Raw genomic sequence first — 14,995 nt, forward strand, 5'->3', positions numbered from 1 at the left:
GGGGTGCCGGATGTGAGGGAGCGTCCTGGAAGCGGCGGCCGGATGTGCGGGAGGGTCGTCGAGTGGGGTGCCGGATGTGAGGGAGCGATTCTGCGCTACCGGGCGTAGCGCTCCACGAAGTTCCGCAGGATGGCCATCGGCTCGGTGACGTTGTGCTGCCTGGCCTGCGCCATCAGCTCCTCGGCGGAGTCGGGCGGGAAGTAGCCGGCGTGCCGGTAGATGTCGATCCGGGTGGTGAGGCCCTGGACGTCGAGCTCGGGGTGGAACTGGGTGGCGTAGAGGTTGGACCGGATCCGGAACATCTGCACCGGGCAGGTCTCGGAGCTCGCCAGCAGCACCGCCCCGCCGGGCAGCACGGTGCACGCTTCCTTGTGGCCCACGAACGCCGTGAACTGCTCCGGGAGTCCGCGCAGGAGCGGGTCCTGCTGCCCGGCGGAGGTCATGCTGACGGTAACGCCGCCGAGCCCCTCGCCGTAGGTCCGGTCGATCACGGCGCCCTGGTGCAGGCCGAGGGTGCCGACGCCGTAGCAGGCGCCCAGGAACGGGAAGTCCTCGGCCACGATCCGGTCCAGCAGGGCGAACAGTTCGCGCTCCACCCGGTGCTGGGTGTCGCTCTTGTGCTCGGCCGGGTCGCTGGAGGTGAAGGGGCTGCCGCCGACAATCACGCCGGAGTACTCGCTGAGTTCCAGCCGGGGCAGCGGCGCGGCTTCCATCCGGATCCGGTGCAGCTGGGCCTCGGCCAGGCCGGTGTAGCGCAGGTAGGCGAGGTATTCGTCGTCGGCGGCGGCGTCCTCGGCACGGGAGGCGAGGAGCAGGAATGGCTTCACGTAACTAAGTCTGCCCCCGCCGCACCGTTGCCGCTATTCGGCCGCGTCGCCGTCCTCGATCATGGCGATGACAGCGCCCGCCGAGACCGTCTCGCCGGCCGACGCGGAGAGCCCGATCACGATGCCGGCCCGGTGCGCGGTGAGCGGCTGTTCCATCTTCATGGCTTCGAGCACGACGACGAGGTCGCCTTCGGCCACCCGCTCGCCCTCGGCGACGGCCACCTTCACGATGGTGCCCTGCATGGGGGAGGTCAGGGCGTTTCCGCCGGCCGGTGCCGCCGTGCCTGCGGCGCGGGTACGCTTTTTGGCCTTGGCGGGCTTGCCGCCGCCGGAGACGGTGCCCAGCGAGGCCGGCAGCACCACTTCCAGGCGCTTGCCGCCGACCTCGACGACGACGCGCTGGCGTTCGCCGGCGTCGGCCGTTTCCGCCGCGGTGCCGGCCGGCGTCCAGGCGGGGATGTCGTTGACGAAGGCGGTCTCGATCCAGCGGGTGTGGACCTTGAACGGGCCCTCGGCGGGGGCGAAGTCGGGGTTGGAGACGACGGCGAGGTCGAACGGGATGACGGTGGGGATGCCCTCCACCACCATTTCCTCGAGGGCGCGGCGGGAGCGCTGCAGCGCCTGGGCGCGGGTGGCGCCGGTGATGATCAGTTTGGAGAGCATCGAGTCGAAGTTGCCGCTGATCACGTCGCCCTCCTCCACGCCCGAGTCGATCCGTACGCCCGGACCGGTGGGGTTTTTCAGCCCGGTGATGGTGCCGGGGGCGGGCATGAAGTTCCGGCCCGGGTCCTCGCCGGTGATGCGGAATTCGATTGAGTGGCCGCGGACCTCGGGGTCGCCGTAGCCGAGTTCCTCGCCGCGGGCCAGCCGGAACTGCTCGCGGACCAGGTCGATCCCGGTGACTTCCTCGGAGACGCAGTGCTCCACCTGGAGGCGGGTGTTCACCTCGAGGAAGGAGATGGTGCCGTCCTTGCCCACGAGGAATTCGCAGGTGCCGGCGCCGAGGTAGCCGGCTTCCTTGAGGATGGCCTTGGAGGATTCGTAGAGCCGCCGGTTCTGCTCCTCGGTGAGGAACGGCGCGGGGGCCTCTTCCACCAGCTTCTGGTTGCGGCGCTGCAGCGAGCAGTCGCGGGTGGACACGACGACGACGTTGCCGTGCGCGTCGGCGAGGCACTGGGTCTCCACGTGGCGCGGGGCGTCCAGGAAGCGTTCGATGAAGCATTCGCCGCGGCCGAACGCCGCGGTGGCCTCGCGCACCGCGGATTCGAAGAGTTCGGGGATTTCCTCGCGGGTGCGGGCCACCTTGATGCCGCGTCCGCCGCCGCCGAAGGCCGCCTTGATGGCGACCGGCAGGCCGAACTTGTCGACGAATTCGAGGATTTCCTCGGCGGACTGGACCGGGTCGGCGGTGCCGGGGACCTGGGGGGCGCCGACCTTTTCGGCGATGTGGCGGGCCTGGACCTTGTCGCCCAGGGCCGAGATGGCCTCCGGGGAGGGGCCGATCCAGGTGATGCCGGCGGCGATCACCTTGGCCGCAAAGTCGGCGTTTTCGGCGAGGAAGCCGTAGCCGGGGTGGATGGCGTCGGCGCCGGAACGCTGGGCCACCTCGATCAGTTTGTCCATCACCAGGTAGGACTCGGCGGCGGTGTTGCCGCCCAGGGCGTAGGCCTCGTCGGCGAGCTTGACGTGCAGGGCGTCGCGGTCCGGATCCGCGTAGACCGCCACGGAGGCGATGCCTTCATCGCGCGCGGCGCGGATGATGCGCACGGCGATTTCGCCGCGGTTGGCGATCAGCACCTTGCTCAGGGGATGGGTGCCCGGGGTGGTGGCTGCGGGCACTTGCGTGGCGGACTGCTCCGAATTTGCTGACAAGGCGTCTCCTTCTTTCCTTCAGGGAGCCTAGCGCGGTTTTGTGGGTTCCGCCGATATTACTTGCGGATCCCGCGCGTAAACCGCCGATCCTTTGTGGGGTTCCTACAAGGCGGTGCGAAATGGCTCACTCGGCGCGGATGTCGGCCGGATCCGCGGCGCCGCCGGTCCAGAGTTCGGTGACGTTCACCTTGGCCTGGCCCAGCAGGCCGCGCAGGGTCGAAATGGAGAGCCCGACGACGGTGTGCGGGTCGCCGTCGACCTTGCGGATGAAGGCCCCGCCGTAGCCGTCGATCGTGAAGGAGCCGGCGCACTGGAGCGGCTCGCCGGTGGCGATATACGTGTCGATCTCCGCCTCGCTCATCTCCATGAAGTGCACCTCGGCGGAGGAAACCGCGCCGAGCGTCGCGCCCGTGCCGGCGCCCGCGCCGTCGTCCCGGGAGCCCGGGTCGGTGTCGCGGCAGTCCACCAGCCAGTGGCCGGTGTGCAGCACGCCCATGCTGCCGCTCATCCGGAGCATCCGTTCCTTGGCGACGTCGGCGGTGTACGGCTTGCCGTGGGCCTCGCCGTCGAACTCGAAGACCGAGTCGCAGCCGATCACCAGGGCGCCGTCCGCCTCCGGCAGCGAGGCAACCGCCTCGGCCTTGGCACGGGCCAGCAGCAAGGCGGTGTCGTGCGGGTCGGTCACGCCGTAGCGGGCCTGCACGGCGTCCTCATCGACGTCGGAGACGAGCACGTCGTGGGCGATCCCGGCGTTGCTGAGCAGCTTGGTACGGGCGGGGGACTGGGAGGCAAGAATGAGGCGGGTCACGGCTCCAGCCTAGTTCACCGCGGCACAGCAACGCGGGGCCACTTCGCGCCCACCCCAAGGGGATTTATGGGCGCGAAGTGACCCCGAGTTGCTTTGAGGCGGTGGTTAGCGCGCGGCGACTTCCTCCGGCTCGCCGGCGTCTGCCGCGGCGGCACCGCCGTCGGCGTCCGGCTTGCGCAGCTTGGCGCCCTCGACGTCGACGTCCGGCAGGATGCGGTCCAGCCAGCGCGGCAGCCACCAGGCCTTGCGGCCGAGCAGGTACATCACGGCCGGCACGATCGTCATGCGCACCACGAAAGCGTCCACCAGCACACCGAAGGCCATCGCGAAGCCCAGCGGCCGGACCATATTCAGGTGCGAGAAGATGAAGCCGGAGAACACGCTGACCATGATGATCGCGGCGGCGGTGACCACGGCCGCCGCGTGGCTGAAGCCGGAGCGGACCGCGTGCCTGGCCGTCTCGCCGTGCATGTACGCCTCGCGCATACCGGAGGCGATGAAGACCTGGTAGTCCATGGCCAGGCCGAAGAGCACGCCGATCAGGATGATGGGCAGGAAGCTAAGCACCGCGCCGGGGTTCTCGACGCCGAACACGGTCCCCAGCCAGCCCCACTGGTACACCGCCACGACGCCGCCGAACGCGGCAGCGAGCGAGAGCAGGAAACCGCCGGTGGCCAGCAGCGGAACCACGATGGACCGGAACACCAGCAGCAGCAGGACCAGGGAGAGCCCGACGACGATCGCCAGGTACGGCGGCAGGGCGTCGCCCAGCTTGGTCGAGACGTCCACGTTGCCGGCGGTCTGGCCGGTGAGGCCGATGCTGACCCCGGTGGTGTCGTTGATCCGGGCCTTTTCGGCGCGGAGTTCGGAGACCACGTCGACGGTGCTGGCGCTGGCCGGGCCTTCCTTGGGCAGGACCTGGAAGACTGCGGTGCGGCGGTCCTCGCTCAGCGCCAGCGGCACGGCGGCGGTGACGCTGTCCGCCTTGCGCAGGATGTCCGCGACGTCGAACTGCTTCGCCTGCGCCTCTTCGGCGCTGAGCCCGGCAGGGAAATCGCCGACGACGATGATCGGCCCGGTCATGCCTTCGCCGAAGCTCCGCTTGGTGACGTCGTAGGCCTTGAAAGCCTGCGAGGCGACCGGCTCGGAACTGGCATCCGGCAGGGCGAGCCGGAGCTGGCTGGCGGGCAGGGCCACCACGCCCAGCAGCAGCACGCCGGCCACCAGCGAGAGCCAGGGGTGCCGGGTGACAACGCCGCCCCAGCCGTGGCTGCTGCGGTATTCGTCCCGGGCCCGGTCCTCGGTCTCGTGGCCCGGCGCGGCGTTGTGCTGCTCCGCCTTGGCCCAGGCCCGCCTGGAAATCAGTTTGCGGCCTATTAGAGACAGCACGGCCGGCGTCAGGGTCAGGGCGACGACGACGGCGACGGCCACCGTGGCGGCTGCGGACAAGCCCATCACGGCCAGGAACGGCAGCCCCGGCACCACGAGGGCGGCGAGGGCGATGATCACCGTGAGGCCGGCGAAGAGCACCGCGTTGCCGGAGGTGCCGGTGGCCAGGGCCACGGATTCCTCGGGATCCATGCCGGCGCGCAGCTGGCCGCGGTGCCGGTTGACGATGAACAGGGAGTAGTCGATCCCGACGGCGAGGCCCAGCATGAGGGCCAGCATCGGGGAAATGGAGCTCATGTCCACGGCGCCGCTGAGCGCGAAGGTGCCGCCGACGCCGACGGCCACGCCGACGATCGCCATCAGCAGGGGGAGTCCGGCGGCGACGAGGGTGCCGAGCATGACGATCAGCACCAATGCGGCGACGGCGATGCCGATGATCTCCGCGGTGCCGAAGATCTCGGAGATGTCCTCGCTGATTTCCTTGCTGGGCAGCGCGGTCACGTTGGCGGCGGAGACCTCCTTGACGATGTCCTGGACTTCCTGCCGGACCTCGGGCTTCAGGCCGTTGATTGAGGTTTTGAACTGGACCTGGGCGATGGCGGCCTTGCCGTCTTCGGAGACAAAGCGCAGGCCCTGGGACGCTTCGAGCTGGCGTTTGCCGAGCGCCAGCTTGGTGTTGCCGGCCTCGAGGTCCTTGGTGCCGGCGTCGAGCTTTGCCTGCCCGGCGGCGAGGGCGGCCTTCTGCTGGCCGAGCTGGGCCTCGATGGCCGCGGGCGGGAGCCCGGCGGCGGCCATCTGCTGCTCGGCGCCGGCCAGCTGGGCCTTGCCGGCGGCGAGGTCCGCGGCGGCCTTGTCCAGCTGGGCCTTGCCCGCGGCGGCCTTCTGTTCGCCGGCGGCGAGGTCCGTGACGGCCTTGTCCAGCTGGGCCTGGGTGGCGAACGGGTCCACCGTGCCCTGGACGTCGGGGATGGTCTTCAGCTTGGCCAGCGCGGCGGACACCGCGTCCTTGCCGGCCTGGCTGAACTGCGCGTCGTTGGCTTCGAAGACGATGCTGGCCGAGCCGCCGGAGGAGGACGGGAGGTCCTTCTTAAGCTTGTCCGCCATCTGCTGGGTTTCGGTGCCGGGGATCTGGAAGTTGTTGGACAGCGTGCCGTGGAACGCTGCGGCGGCACCGCCGACGGCCACCATCACGGCGAGCCAGAGGGAGATGACGAGCCAGCGGTGGCGGTAGGAGAACTTGCCGAGACGATAAAGCAACAGGGCCATGTCAGAACCGATCTGGGGAAGGGGCGGCGGTGGGGCTGGCGGCCGGGTCGGCCGCCGGGGACGCGAATCCGGAGCCCAGCAGGCTCATGGAATCGATCAGTAGTTGGCGCAGGTTGGAGAGTGATTCGGGGGAGAGGGAGCCCTCGCAGCGCGCGAACCAGACGTCCATCGCGGCCTTGCCGCAGGAGATGACGGAGCCGGCGAGGGCGCGCAGGTACAGTTCGTCAATCTCGACGCCGGAACCCCCGGCGGAGCCCTGGGCGAAGCGCTCCCGGGCGGCGTCGATGATCTCGGCGGTGCAGTGGTCCCAGGCTTCCAGCTCGGAGCGGTTGAGCTGCGGGTTGGACTGGCCAAGGCTGTAAAGCTCGGCCAGCGGGGCGATCGTCATCGGGTCGGCGAGTGCCACCAGGGCCGCACGCGCAGATTCCAGGACGGGCTCGCCGGCGGGCCGGAGGCGGAACTGCTGGAGCGCGGTGTCAAGGAATCCGCGGGTCACCGAGGCGATGACCACTTCGGTGCTGCTGAAGTAGTTGAAGAACGTCCGGCGGGAGATGCCGGCGGCTTCGGCGATGTCTTCCACCGTGAAGTTGCCGGGCCCCCGGGTGCGGAGCAGGCCCAGGGCGGCGTCCGTGATGGCCTGCCGGGTGGCGGCCTTGTTCAGCTCGCGCCGCGACGGCGCCGCAGCCCCGTCATCGGGGCCGGAGAGGGGTGGGGTGGGCATGGACTTACACTATGTGCATGTTTGCACTCCGGGCAAGTTTAGCTCCCGGCGGTGTCCGGGCCGGTGCCGCCGGCCGCGCCGCCAGCAGCGGCCGGGCCTGCTGGGCCCGGGTTCTGCCGGCGGCCCTTGTGCCGGTCAGCTGGATGGACTGTCCGGTGGCGCCGGCCTCGCCGTCGGCCAGCGGGATCGCGTATACCGCCGTGCCGTAGGCGCAGATCTCCGTCCAGTTGTTGGCCATGTGGGCGGTATCGAACCGCATGGCCACAATTGCGTTGGCACCGCGCTGGGCGGCCTCGGCGGCCATCCGCGCCATGACTTCCTGCCGGCTCTCGTAGAGAACCTGGGTGAGTTCGCGCAGCTCGCCGCCGGCCAGCGAGCGGAGTCCCGCCACAACCTGGGCGCCGACGTCCCGCGAACGGACGGTAAGTCCCATGACTTCGCCGAAGACGGCATCGATCCGGTGGCCGGGTATGTCGTTCGAGGTGACGATCAGCATGACCCGAGCCTAGCCACTTTGCGGCACCGGACAAGGGAACAGTGTCGCCGCAAACATTCACAGGAAGAAGAAAGGTTCTGGACAGCTCCCGCCGAAGCCGGCGGCACACACTGGAGTCACGTCTTGAAAAAGACTTCCGACAACGCAAGCCGTCGCCGTACGGCAGATCCAGGAGACAGCACATGTCACGTACGAAGAGAATCACGCTCGGCATTTCCGCCGCCGCCCTGGCGCTGGGCGCCGGCGTCGGCGTCGCCGGGATGGCTTCCGCCACCACCACGCCGGCCCCCAGCCCCAGCTCTACCGCTTCCACGGACGGCAGCGCCACGCAGGGTGACGGGATGGGAATGGGAATGCGGGGCGGCCACGGCCACGGCGGCGAACGGGGCGGCTTTGGCGGGGCGAAGGCATCCGAACTCGCCGCCAAGCTCGGCGTCGATGAAGCCAAGGTCACCGACGCGCTGAAGGCCTTCCGCGACGCCCACAAGCCCACCACCCCGCCGGCCGAAGGCACCAAACCGGACCGCACGGCGATGGAGGCTGAACTGGCCAAGTCCCTCGCAGCGTCGCTGGGCATCGACGAAGCCAAGGTCACCGCGGCCCTGACGGAACTCCGCACGGCGGAACAGACGGACCGCGCCGCCGCGCTGAAGACCAGGCTGGACAAGGCCGTCAGCGACGGCACCCTGACCCAGGCCGAGGCCGACGCGGTCACGAAGGCCGTCGAAAAGGGCGTTCTCGGCGGAGGCCGTCACTAGCCTGCTCCAGCCCTGGGGCGCCAGCACCAAGGCAAAATAAATACGGCAAAAAAGTAGTCCCCGAGAAAATCCCGGGGACTACTTTTGTGCTGCGCGGGTGCCCTGCGGCGGTGAAGCCTTAGGCCCGCGTGCCAGCCATTTTGCCGCCTTCGAAGGCGTCGGACCCGGCGCCGCGGGTACCGGCGGCCGCCGAGGGGTCGACGTCGTCGGCGGTGAGAACAACGTCGTCGCTGAACGGGTCACCGTTGCGCGGGGCGTTGTAGAGCGCCTCGTCCAGGATGCCCTGGCGCTTGGCAACGATCGTGGGGACCAGGGCCTGGCCGGCCACGTTGACCGCGGTGCGGCCCATGTCCAGGATCGGGTCGATCGCGAGCAGGAGCCCGACGCCGGCCAGCGGCAGGCCCAGCGTGGAGAGCGTCAGGGTAAGCATCACGACGGCGCCGGTGGTGCCGGCGGTCGCGGCGGAGCCCAGCACGGAGACCAGTGCGATCAGCAGGTACTGGCTGAAGTCCAGCTGGATGCCGAAGAACTGGGCCACGAAGATCGCGGAGATGGCCGGGTAGATCGCGGCGCAACCGTCCATCTTGGTGGTCGCACCCAGCGGCACGGCGAAGGAGGCGTAGGCGCGCGGCACGCCCAGGGAGCGTTCGGTCACGCGCTGGGTCAGCGGCAGGGTGCCCACCGAGGAGCGCGACACGAAGGCCAGCTGCACGGCCGGCCACACACCGGAGAAGTACTGCTTGACGGACAGGCCATGGCTGCGGACCAGGACCGGGTAGACCACGAACAGCACCAGGGCAAGGCCGACGTAAATGGCGAAGGTGAACTTGCCCAGCGAACCGATGGTGTCCCAGCCGTAGACGGCGACGGCGTTGCCGATCAGGCCGACGGTGCCCAGCGGGGCGATCCGGATGATCCACCAAAGGACCTTCTGGATCACGGCGAGGGCGGACGCGTTGAGGTTCAGGAACGGCTCGGCGGCCTTGCCCACCTTGAGCGCGGCAATGCCGACGGCGATTGCGATCACCAGGATCTGCAGGACGTTGAAGCTCACCGCGGTGGTGGCGACGCCGTCGGTGACGGTGGTGCTCGCGCCCAGGCCCAGGAAGTTCTTCGGGAACAGCCCGGTCAGGAAGGCCCACCAGTCACCGGACTTGCCGGCGTACTTGGCCTGCTGGGTGATGCCGGTGCTCGCGCCCGGCTGCAGCAGTACGCCCAGGCCGATGCCGATCAGCACGGCGATCAGCGAGGTGATCGCGAACCAGAGCAGCGTGTTCCAGGCCAGCCGGGCCGCGTTGGCGACGGCGCGCAGGTTGGAGATGGAGCTGACGACGGCGGTGAAGATCAGCGGCACGACGGCGGTCTGCAGCAGCGAGACGTAGCTCGAGCCGATGGTCTGCAGCGTGGCGCCGAGGGCGTTGGGGTTCGTCTTGGTGCTGCCCGTGTACTTCGCGAGCAGGCCAAGGCCCAGGCCTACGATCAGGGCGGCGATGATTTGGAAGCCGAAAGAGCCGGTCCATTTGGGCAGCCGGAAACCGGGCTTGCCTGCGGTTGCGGGGGTGCTTGTCTGAGTGGTCACCCGACTACGCTAGGACCGGCCTGCATAACACGGCGAACGAACGTTGAGAAATATTACGCGGCCCGAATATTCCCCCGCGCACAAAATCCCCGCCAAGACGCCGAAAGACGACCCGTTTATGAAGTTATTCCGGTCCCGGGTGTGGCGATTGTCTCGCGCGGAGTCCCGGGGGAGCAGGCATCCGGCAGCGTGCGTCTAAGCGTGGGCCCACGCCGTCAGGGTTCCCCGGCCGAGCTTGCGAGGCTAGGGGGACGGTGGGGAGAACGAGCGAGCACGCAGAGGATGTCTGTCCCCCGGGACTATTGCCGGCCCTACCCCAGCAGCGCCCGCTTCAGCGTGTCCAACCCCACCGAGCCCATGTTGAGGGCATTGGTGTGGAAGGCCTTGAGGTCGAAGCCCGGACGGGATTCGAGCTCGCCGCGGATCTGTTCCCAGAGCCGCTGGCCCACCTTGTACGACGGCGCCTGCCCCGGCCAGCCGAGGTAGCGGGTGAATTCGAACTTAAGCTGCCCCTCGCTGATCGCGAGGTTCTGCTTCAGGAATTCGTACCCCGTGTCCGGCGTCCAGGTGCCCGACCCCCAACGCTCGGGCACCTCCAACTCCAGGTGCACGCCGATGTCGAACACCACCCGGGCCGCCCGCATGCGCTGCATGTCCAGCATGCCCATGTGGTCGCCCGGATCCTTCAAATAGCCCAGTTCCTGCATCAGCTTCTCGGCGTACAGCGCCCAGCCCTCGCCGTGGCCGGAGGTCCAGCAGACGTTCCGGCGCCACTTGTTCAGCAGCTCACGGCGGTAGGTGGCGGTGGCGACCTGCAGGTGGTGGCCCGGTACACCCTCGTGGTAGACCGTGGTGGTCTCGGCCCAGGTGGTGAAGGTGTCCTCGCCCGGCGGCACGGACCACCACATGCGGCCCGGCCGGCTGAAGTCGTCCGACGGGCCGGTGTAGTAGATGCCGCCTTCCTGGGTGGGGGCAATCTTGCATTCGAGCGTCTTCATCGCGTCCGGGATATCGAAGTGCACGCCGGCGAGGTCGGCCACGGCCTTGTCGGAGAGCTCCTGCATCCAGGCGCGGAGCGCGTCGGTGCCCTTGAGCTGGCGGGACGGATCGTTGTTCAGGATCTCCTTGGCCTCTTCGACCGTGGCGCCGGGACGGATCTGGTCGGCCACGCGTTCCTGTTCGGCGATCAGCCGGTCGAGTTCCTGGACGCCCCACGCGTAGGTCTCCTCGAGATCCACGGTGGCGCCCAGGAAGGAGCGGGAGGCCAGGGCGTAGCGCTCGCGGCCCACGGCGTCCTTCTCCGGGGCGGCGGGCAGCAGTTCGGATTCTAGGAAGCCGGCCAGCCGGGCGTAGGCAGTGCGGGCGGCGGCAGCGCCGGCGTCGAGCCTGGACTGCACGTCCGCGGGGAGCGGGCCCTCGGCGGTCTTGGCCTCGGCGGCCAGCTTGGCGAAAAACCCGTCGTCCGCGGCGTGCTTGGTGGCCTGCTCGATCACAATCCGCACCTGGCGGGCGGCGGAGACCCGGCCGGCGTTGCGGGCTGCACGGAGCGATTCGATGTAGCCGTCCAGGGCGGCCGGGACGTTGTGTGCGCGGCCCGCGATGTGGTCCCACTGCGCGGCGGTGTCCGTCGGCATCAGGTCAAAGATCGCGCGGATCTCCTGGGCCGGGGAGGCGATGTTGTTCAGCTCGGCCAGGTCCCAGCCGGAGTCGTGGATTTCCAGCTGCAGGCCGAGGCGCTCGCGCATCGCATCCAGGGTGACGGCATCGACGTCGTCAGCCGGCTCCAGCCCTTCCAGCGCGGCGAGGGTTTCGCGCGCCGCGGCGGCGAAGTCCTCGTGCCCGGCGGGGGAGAAGTCCTGGTACTCCGTCTCGTGGCCGGGCAGGCCAAGTTCGGTGGCGAAGCTCGGGTTGAGCCGGATCAGCGTGTCCGTGAAGGCGTCGGCGACGGCGTCGATCGCGGTCTGCGGGCGTGCCGGAACCGGGGTGGCGGGCGTGGTGTTCTCAGTTGTTTCGGTAGTCACCCGAACGAGACTAGCCGGGCCGCGCCGGTTATGAAAGGGTTACTGAACTTTTCTTAGCCGCGGCTGCGCTTCCACGAGCCGGGGCCGGGCTTCGGCGCCAGCTGCAGCTGCTGCCGGCGGAGCCAGTGCCGTACGCCCGGCTTTTCCGGGGCGGCGGATTCGCTGCTGCCGAGGGAAAGGACGACGGCGGTCAACGCCGCGAGCTCCTCCGCCGTCGGCTCGCCCTTGACGACGGCCAGCAGCGGCTGTTCCACCGGCGTGGTTCCGGGGTCCATCTCGGGTGCCGTCACAGCGGGATGTTCCCGTGCTTCTTGGCGGGCAGGCTGGCTCTTTTGTCGCGCAGGGCGCGCAGGCCCTTGACGATTTGCAGCCGGGTCTCGGAGGGGGCGATCACCGCGTCCACGTAGCCGAGCTGGGCAGCCTGGTAGGGGTTGAGCAGCTCCTCCTCGTACTGCCGGATGACCTCGGCGCGCTTGGCCTCGACGTCGCCGCCGGCCTCCGCGACCGCGGCGAGCTCGCGGCGGTACAGGATGTTGACCGCGCCCTGGGCGCCCATCACGCCAATCTGCGCGGTGGGCCAGGCCAGGTTGAGGTCCGCGCCGAGCTTCTTGGAGCCCATCACGATGTAGGCGCCGCCGTAGGCCTTGCGGGTGATCACCGTCAGCTTGGGCACGGTGGCCTCGGCGTAGGCGTAGAGGAGCTTGGCGCCGCGGCGGATGATGCCCTGGAATTCCTGGTCTTTGCCCGGCAGGAAGCCCGGCACGTCCACGAGCGTGATGATGGGGATGTTGAAGGCGTCGCAGTGCCGCACGAAGCGGGCGGCCTTTTCCGAGGCGGCGATGTCCAGGGTGCCCGCGAACTGCATCGGCTGGTTGGCCACGATCCCCACGGTGTGGCCCTCGACGCGGCCGTAGCCGATGATCACGTTCGGCGCGTAGAGCGACTGCATCTCCAGGAAATGCGCGTCGTCGACGATCTGCTCGATCACCTTGCGCATGTCGTACGGCTGGTTGGCGGAGTCCGGGATGAGCACATCGAGGGCGAGGTCGTCGTCGTCGAGCTCCGGCTGCTGGCTGTGTTCCAGCACCGGGGCCTCGGCGAGGTTGTTGGAGGGCAGGAAGTCCAGCAGTTCGCGGACGAACTCGACGGCGTCCGCCTCGTCAGCGGCGAGGTAGGTGGAGGTGCCGGTGTTCGCGTTGTGCTGCCGCGCCCCGCCAAGGGTCTCCATGTCCACGTCTTCGCCGGTGACGGTCTTGATCACGTCCGGGCCGGTGATGAACATGTGCGAGGTCTTGTCCACCATGACCACGTAATCGGTCAGGGCGGGGGAGTAGGCGGCGCCGCCGGCGGAGGGCCCCATAATCAGTGAAATCTGCGGGACGACGCCGGAGGCGTGGACGTTGTTGCGGAAGATGTCCGCGAACATGGCCAGCGAGGCGACGCCTTCCTGGATCCGGGCGCCGCCGCCGTCGAGGATACCTACCACGGGGCAGCCGTTGCGCAGCGCGAACTCCTGGACCTTGACGATCTTCTCGCCGTTGACCTGGCTCAGCGACCCGCCGTAGACGGAGAAATCCTGGCTGTAGACGGCCACGGGCCGGCCGTCCACGGTGCCGTAGCCGGAGACCAGGCCGTCGCCCAGCGGCTTCTTCTTCTCCATGCCGAACGCGGTGGAGCGGTGCACGGCGAGGGCGTCGAACTCCACGAAGGATCCGGCGTCGAGCAGCAGTTCGATGCGCTCGCGGGCGGTGTTCTTGCCGCGCGCGTGCTGTTTCTCGATCGCTTCCGGGCCGGAGGGCTGCTCGGCACGGGCCTGGCGGTCGCGGAAATCGGCAATCTTTCCCGCAGTCGTGGTCAGATCGTGGCTCATCAAGTGTCTCCGGCTCTGTTGTTCTTAGCTGTTCTTCGTTACGGCTGTCGCTGGCCCGTGCGGTGGCGCTTAAGTGGATTCCACACAAAAACATGGCCGTGCTGGCAAGTCTAGTGACGGTATTCGCCCGCGCCGCTGTAGAAAACCTACAATTTTCCCCACGACTCTCGCCGGACCAGCCGTCCCCGGCCGCGGCGTTCCCGCCCGGTTCTTCGCCGTGGCACCCCTGCCGCACCCGGCCGGGCCCCTGGGTTTCCGCGGCCGCGGGGCGCATTTTCCGGCCCGGTCAGCCAAGAACCGGGCAGGAACGCCACACCGCCGCGGGCCGCCGCGTATGTTACTGACCAGTAACATCGGCTAAGGTGGGCCTATGACTTCAAGCAACGACGCTTCGGCCACGTCCCCACACTCCCGCCAGCAGGGGCCGTACCAGGCCTCGGGTTCCCTGGCCGGCCGCACCATCCTGATGTCCGGCGGCAGCCGCGGCATCGGCCTGGCGATCGCCATCCGTGCCGCCCGGGACGGCGCCAACATCGCGCTGCTGGCCAAGACCGGCCAGCCGCACGCCAAACTCGAGGGCACCGTCTACTCCGCCGCCGAACAGATCGAGGCGGCCGGGGGACAGGCGCTGCCGCTGGTCGGTGATGTGCGCAACGACGACGACGTCGCCGGCGCCGTCGCCGCCGCCGTCGAACGCTTCGGCGGGATCGACATCGTGATCAACAACGCCTCCGCGATCGACCTGTCCAAGACCGACGCCGTGGACATGAAACGCTACGACCTGATGCAGGACATCAACGTCCGCGGCACCTTCCTGCTCAGCAAGCTCGCCCTGCCGGCGCTGCGCGAATCCGCGGCCGGACAGATCCTCACGCTCTCGCCGCCGCTGAACCTGGACCCCAAATGGGCAGGCCTGCACCTGGCCTACACCATGGCCAAGTACGGCATGAGCCTGACCACCCTGGGCCTGGCCGAGGAACTCAAGGTGGACGGCATCAGCGTGAACTCGCTCTGGCCCTGCACCCTGATCGACACCGCCGCGATCCGCAACATGCCCGGCGGCGAGCAGATCGTCCGCGGCGCGCGCGGCCCGCAGATCATGGCCGACGCCGCCCACGCCGTGCTGACCGCCAGCAACGCCATCCCCGAATCCGGCAGCTGGAGCGGCAACTTCTACACCGACGAGCAGGTGCTGGCCGCGGCCGGTGTCACGGACTTCACGCCGTACAGCCTGGGTGCGCCGGAAGACCAGCTGGTTCCTGACATTTTCCTCTGAGTTTCCGGCGGCTTCCCGCCGCTCAGGGACGGCCCGGGCAGCCGGAATTCCCCACTCTTGCGTGTTCGACGCCGGAATACCGCGGCGTGTCGGTCCGACCCGCCGGCAGCGG

At 69.1% G+C, this 14,995-nt stretch carries 12 protein-coding genes; 2 read left to right on the plus strand and 10 right to left on the minus strand.

Annotated elements, in window-relative coordinates:
* Positions 1-95: 95 nt before the first annotated feature.
* From AC1MBE_RS14895 to AC1MBE_RS14920, 6 genes are all read right to left on the minus strand, one after another.
* Positions 96-827 carry a glutamine amidotransferase gene (locus AC1MBE_RS14895; RefSeq protein ID WP_479779272.1) on the minus strand — a complete coding sequence of 244 codons (732 nt, stop codon included), beginning with the start codon at positions 825-827 and terminating at the stop codon, positions 96-98.
* A gap of 33 nt (positions 828-860) precedes the next feature.
* Positions 861-2,699 (minus strand): acetyl/propionyl/methylcrotonyl-CoA carboxylase subunit alpha, encoded by a 1,839-nt coding sequence (locus AC1MBE_RS14900; protein ID WP_479779273.1) that lies wholly within the window; start codon positions 2,697-2,699, stop codon positions 861-863.
* A gap of 124 nt (positions 2,700-2,823) precedes the next feature.
* Complete coding sequence (locus tag AC1MBE_RS14905; protein ID WP_479779275.1) at positions 2,824-3,507, minus strand: Maf family protein; 684 nt, start codon at positions 3,505-3,507, stop codon at positions 2,824-2,826.
* A 105-nt stretch (positions 3,508-3,612) separates the two neighbouring features.
* Entirely contained in the window at positions 3,613-6,162 is a 2,550-nt protein-coding gene (locus AC1MBE_RS14910; RefSeq protein ID WP_479779277.1) for an MMPL family transporter, read from the minus strand.
* Between the two features lies 1 nt (position 6,163).
* Complete coding sequence (locus tag AC1MBE_RS14915) at positions 6,164-6,883, minus strand: TetR/AcrR family transcriptional regulator (RefSeq protein ID WP_479779279.1); 720 nt, start codon at positions 6,881-6,883, stop codon at positions 6,164-6,166.
* A 4-nt stretch (positions 6,884-6,887) separates the two neighbouring features.
* Positions 6,888-7,379 carry a YbjQ family protein gene (locus AC1MBE_RS14920; RefSeq protein ID WP_479779281.1) on the minus strand — a complete coding sequence of 164 codons (492 nt, stop codon included), beginning with the start codon at positions 7,377-7,379 and terminating at the stop codon, positions 6,888-6,890.
* Positions 7,380-7,561: 182 nt separating this feature from the next.
* Between AC1MBE_RS14920 and AC1MBE_RS14925 the strand changes: the two genes are divergently transcribed.
* Positions 7,562-8,137 (plus strand): hypothetical protein, encoded by a 576-nt coding sequence (locus tag AC1MBE_RS14925; RefSeq protein WP_479779283.1) that lies wholly within the window; start codon positions 7,562-7,564, stop codon positions 8,135-8,137.
* Between the two features lie 118 nt (positions 8,138-8,255).
* Here the strand turns inward: AC1MBE_RS14925 and AC1MBE_RS14930 are convergent, their stop codons facing one another.
* The 4 genes from AC1MBE_RS14930 to AC1MBE_RS14945 all read right to left on the minus strand — a co-directional run bounded on the left by AC1MBE_RS14930 (position 8,256) and on the right by AC1MBE_RS14945 (position 13,607).
* On the minus strand, positions 8,256-9,716 hold the full coding sequence (locus AC1MBE_RS14930; protein WP_479779285.1) for a dicarboxylate/amino acid:cation symporter: 1,461 nt from the start codon (positions 9,714-9,716) through the stop codon (positions 8,256-8,258).
* Positions 9,717-10,027: 311 nt separating this feature from the next.
* A complete protein-coding gene (locus tag AC1MBE_RS14935; protein ID WP_479779286.1) occupies positions 10,028-11,737 on the minus strand; it encodes a DUF885 domain-containing protein in 1,710 nt (569 codons plus the stop codon).
* A 53-nt stretch (positions 11,738-11,790) separates the two neighbouring features.
* Positions 11,791-12,012 carry an acyl-CoA carboxylase subunit epsilon gene (locus tag AC1MBE_RS14940; protein ID WP_479782641.1) on the minus strand — a complete coding sequence of 74 codons (222 nt, stop codon included), beginning with the start codon at positions 12,010-12,012 and terminating at the stop codon, positions 11,791-11,793.
* An 11-nt stretch (positions 12,013-12,023) separates the two neighbouring features.
* Positions 12,024-13,607 carry an acyl-CoA carboxylase subunit beta gene (locus AC1MBE_RS14945; RefSeq protein ID WP_479779288.1) on the minus strand — a complete coding sequence of 528 codons (1,584 nt, stop codon included), beginning with the start codon at positions 13,605-13,607 and terminating at the stop codon, positions 12,024-12,026.
* A 370-nt stretch (positions 13,608-13,977) separates the two neighbouring features.
* Between AC1MBE_RS14945 and AC1MBE_RS14950 the strand changes: the two genes are divergently transcribed.
* A complete protein-coding gene (locus tag AC1MBE_RS14950) occupies positions 13,978-14,883 on the plus strand; it encodes an SDR family oxidoreductase (RefSeq protein ID WP_479779290.1) in 906 nt (301 codons plus the stop codon).
* Positions 14,884-14,995: the final 112 nt, after the last annotated feature.

This window comes from Arthrobacter sp. BG5, from assembly GCF_056680155.1.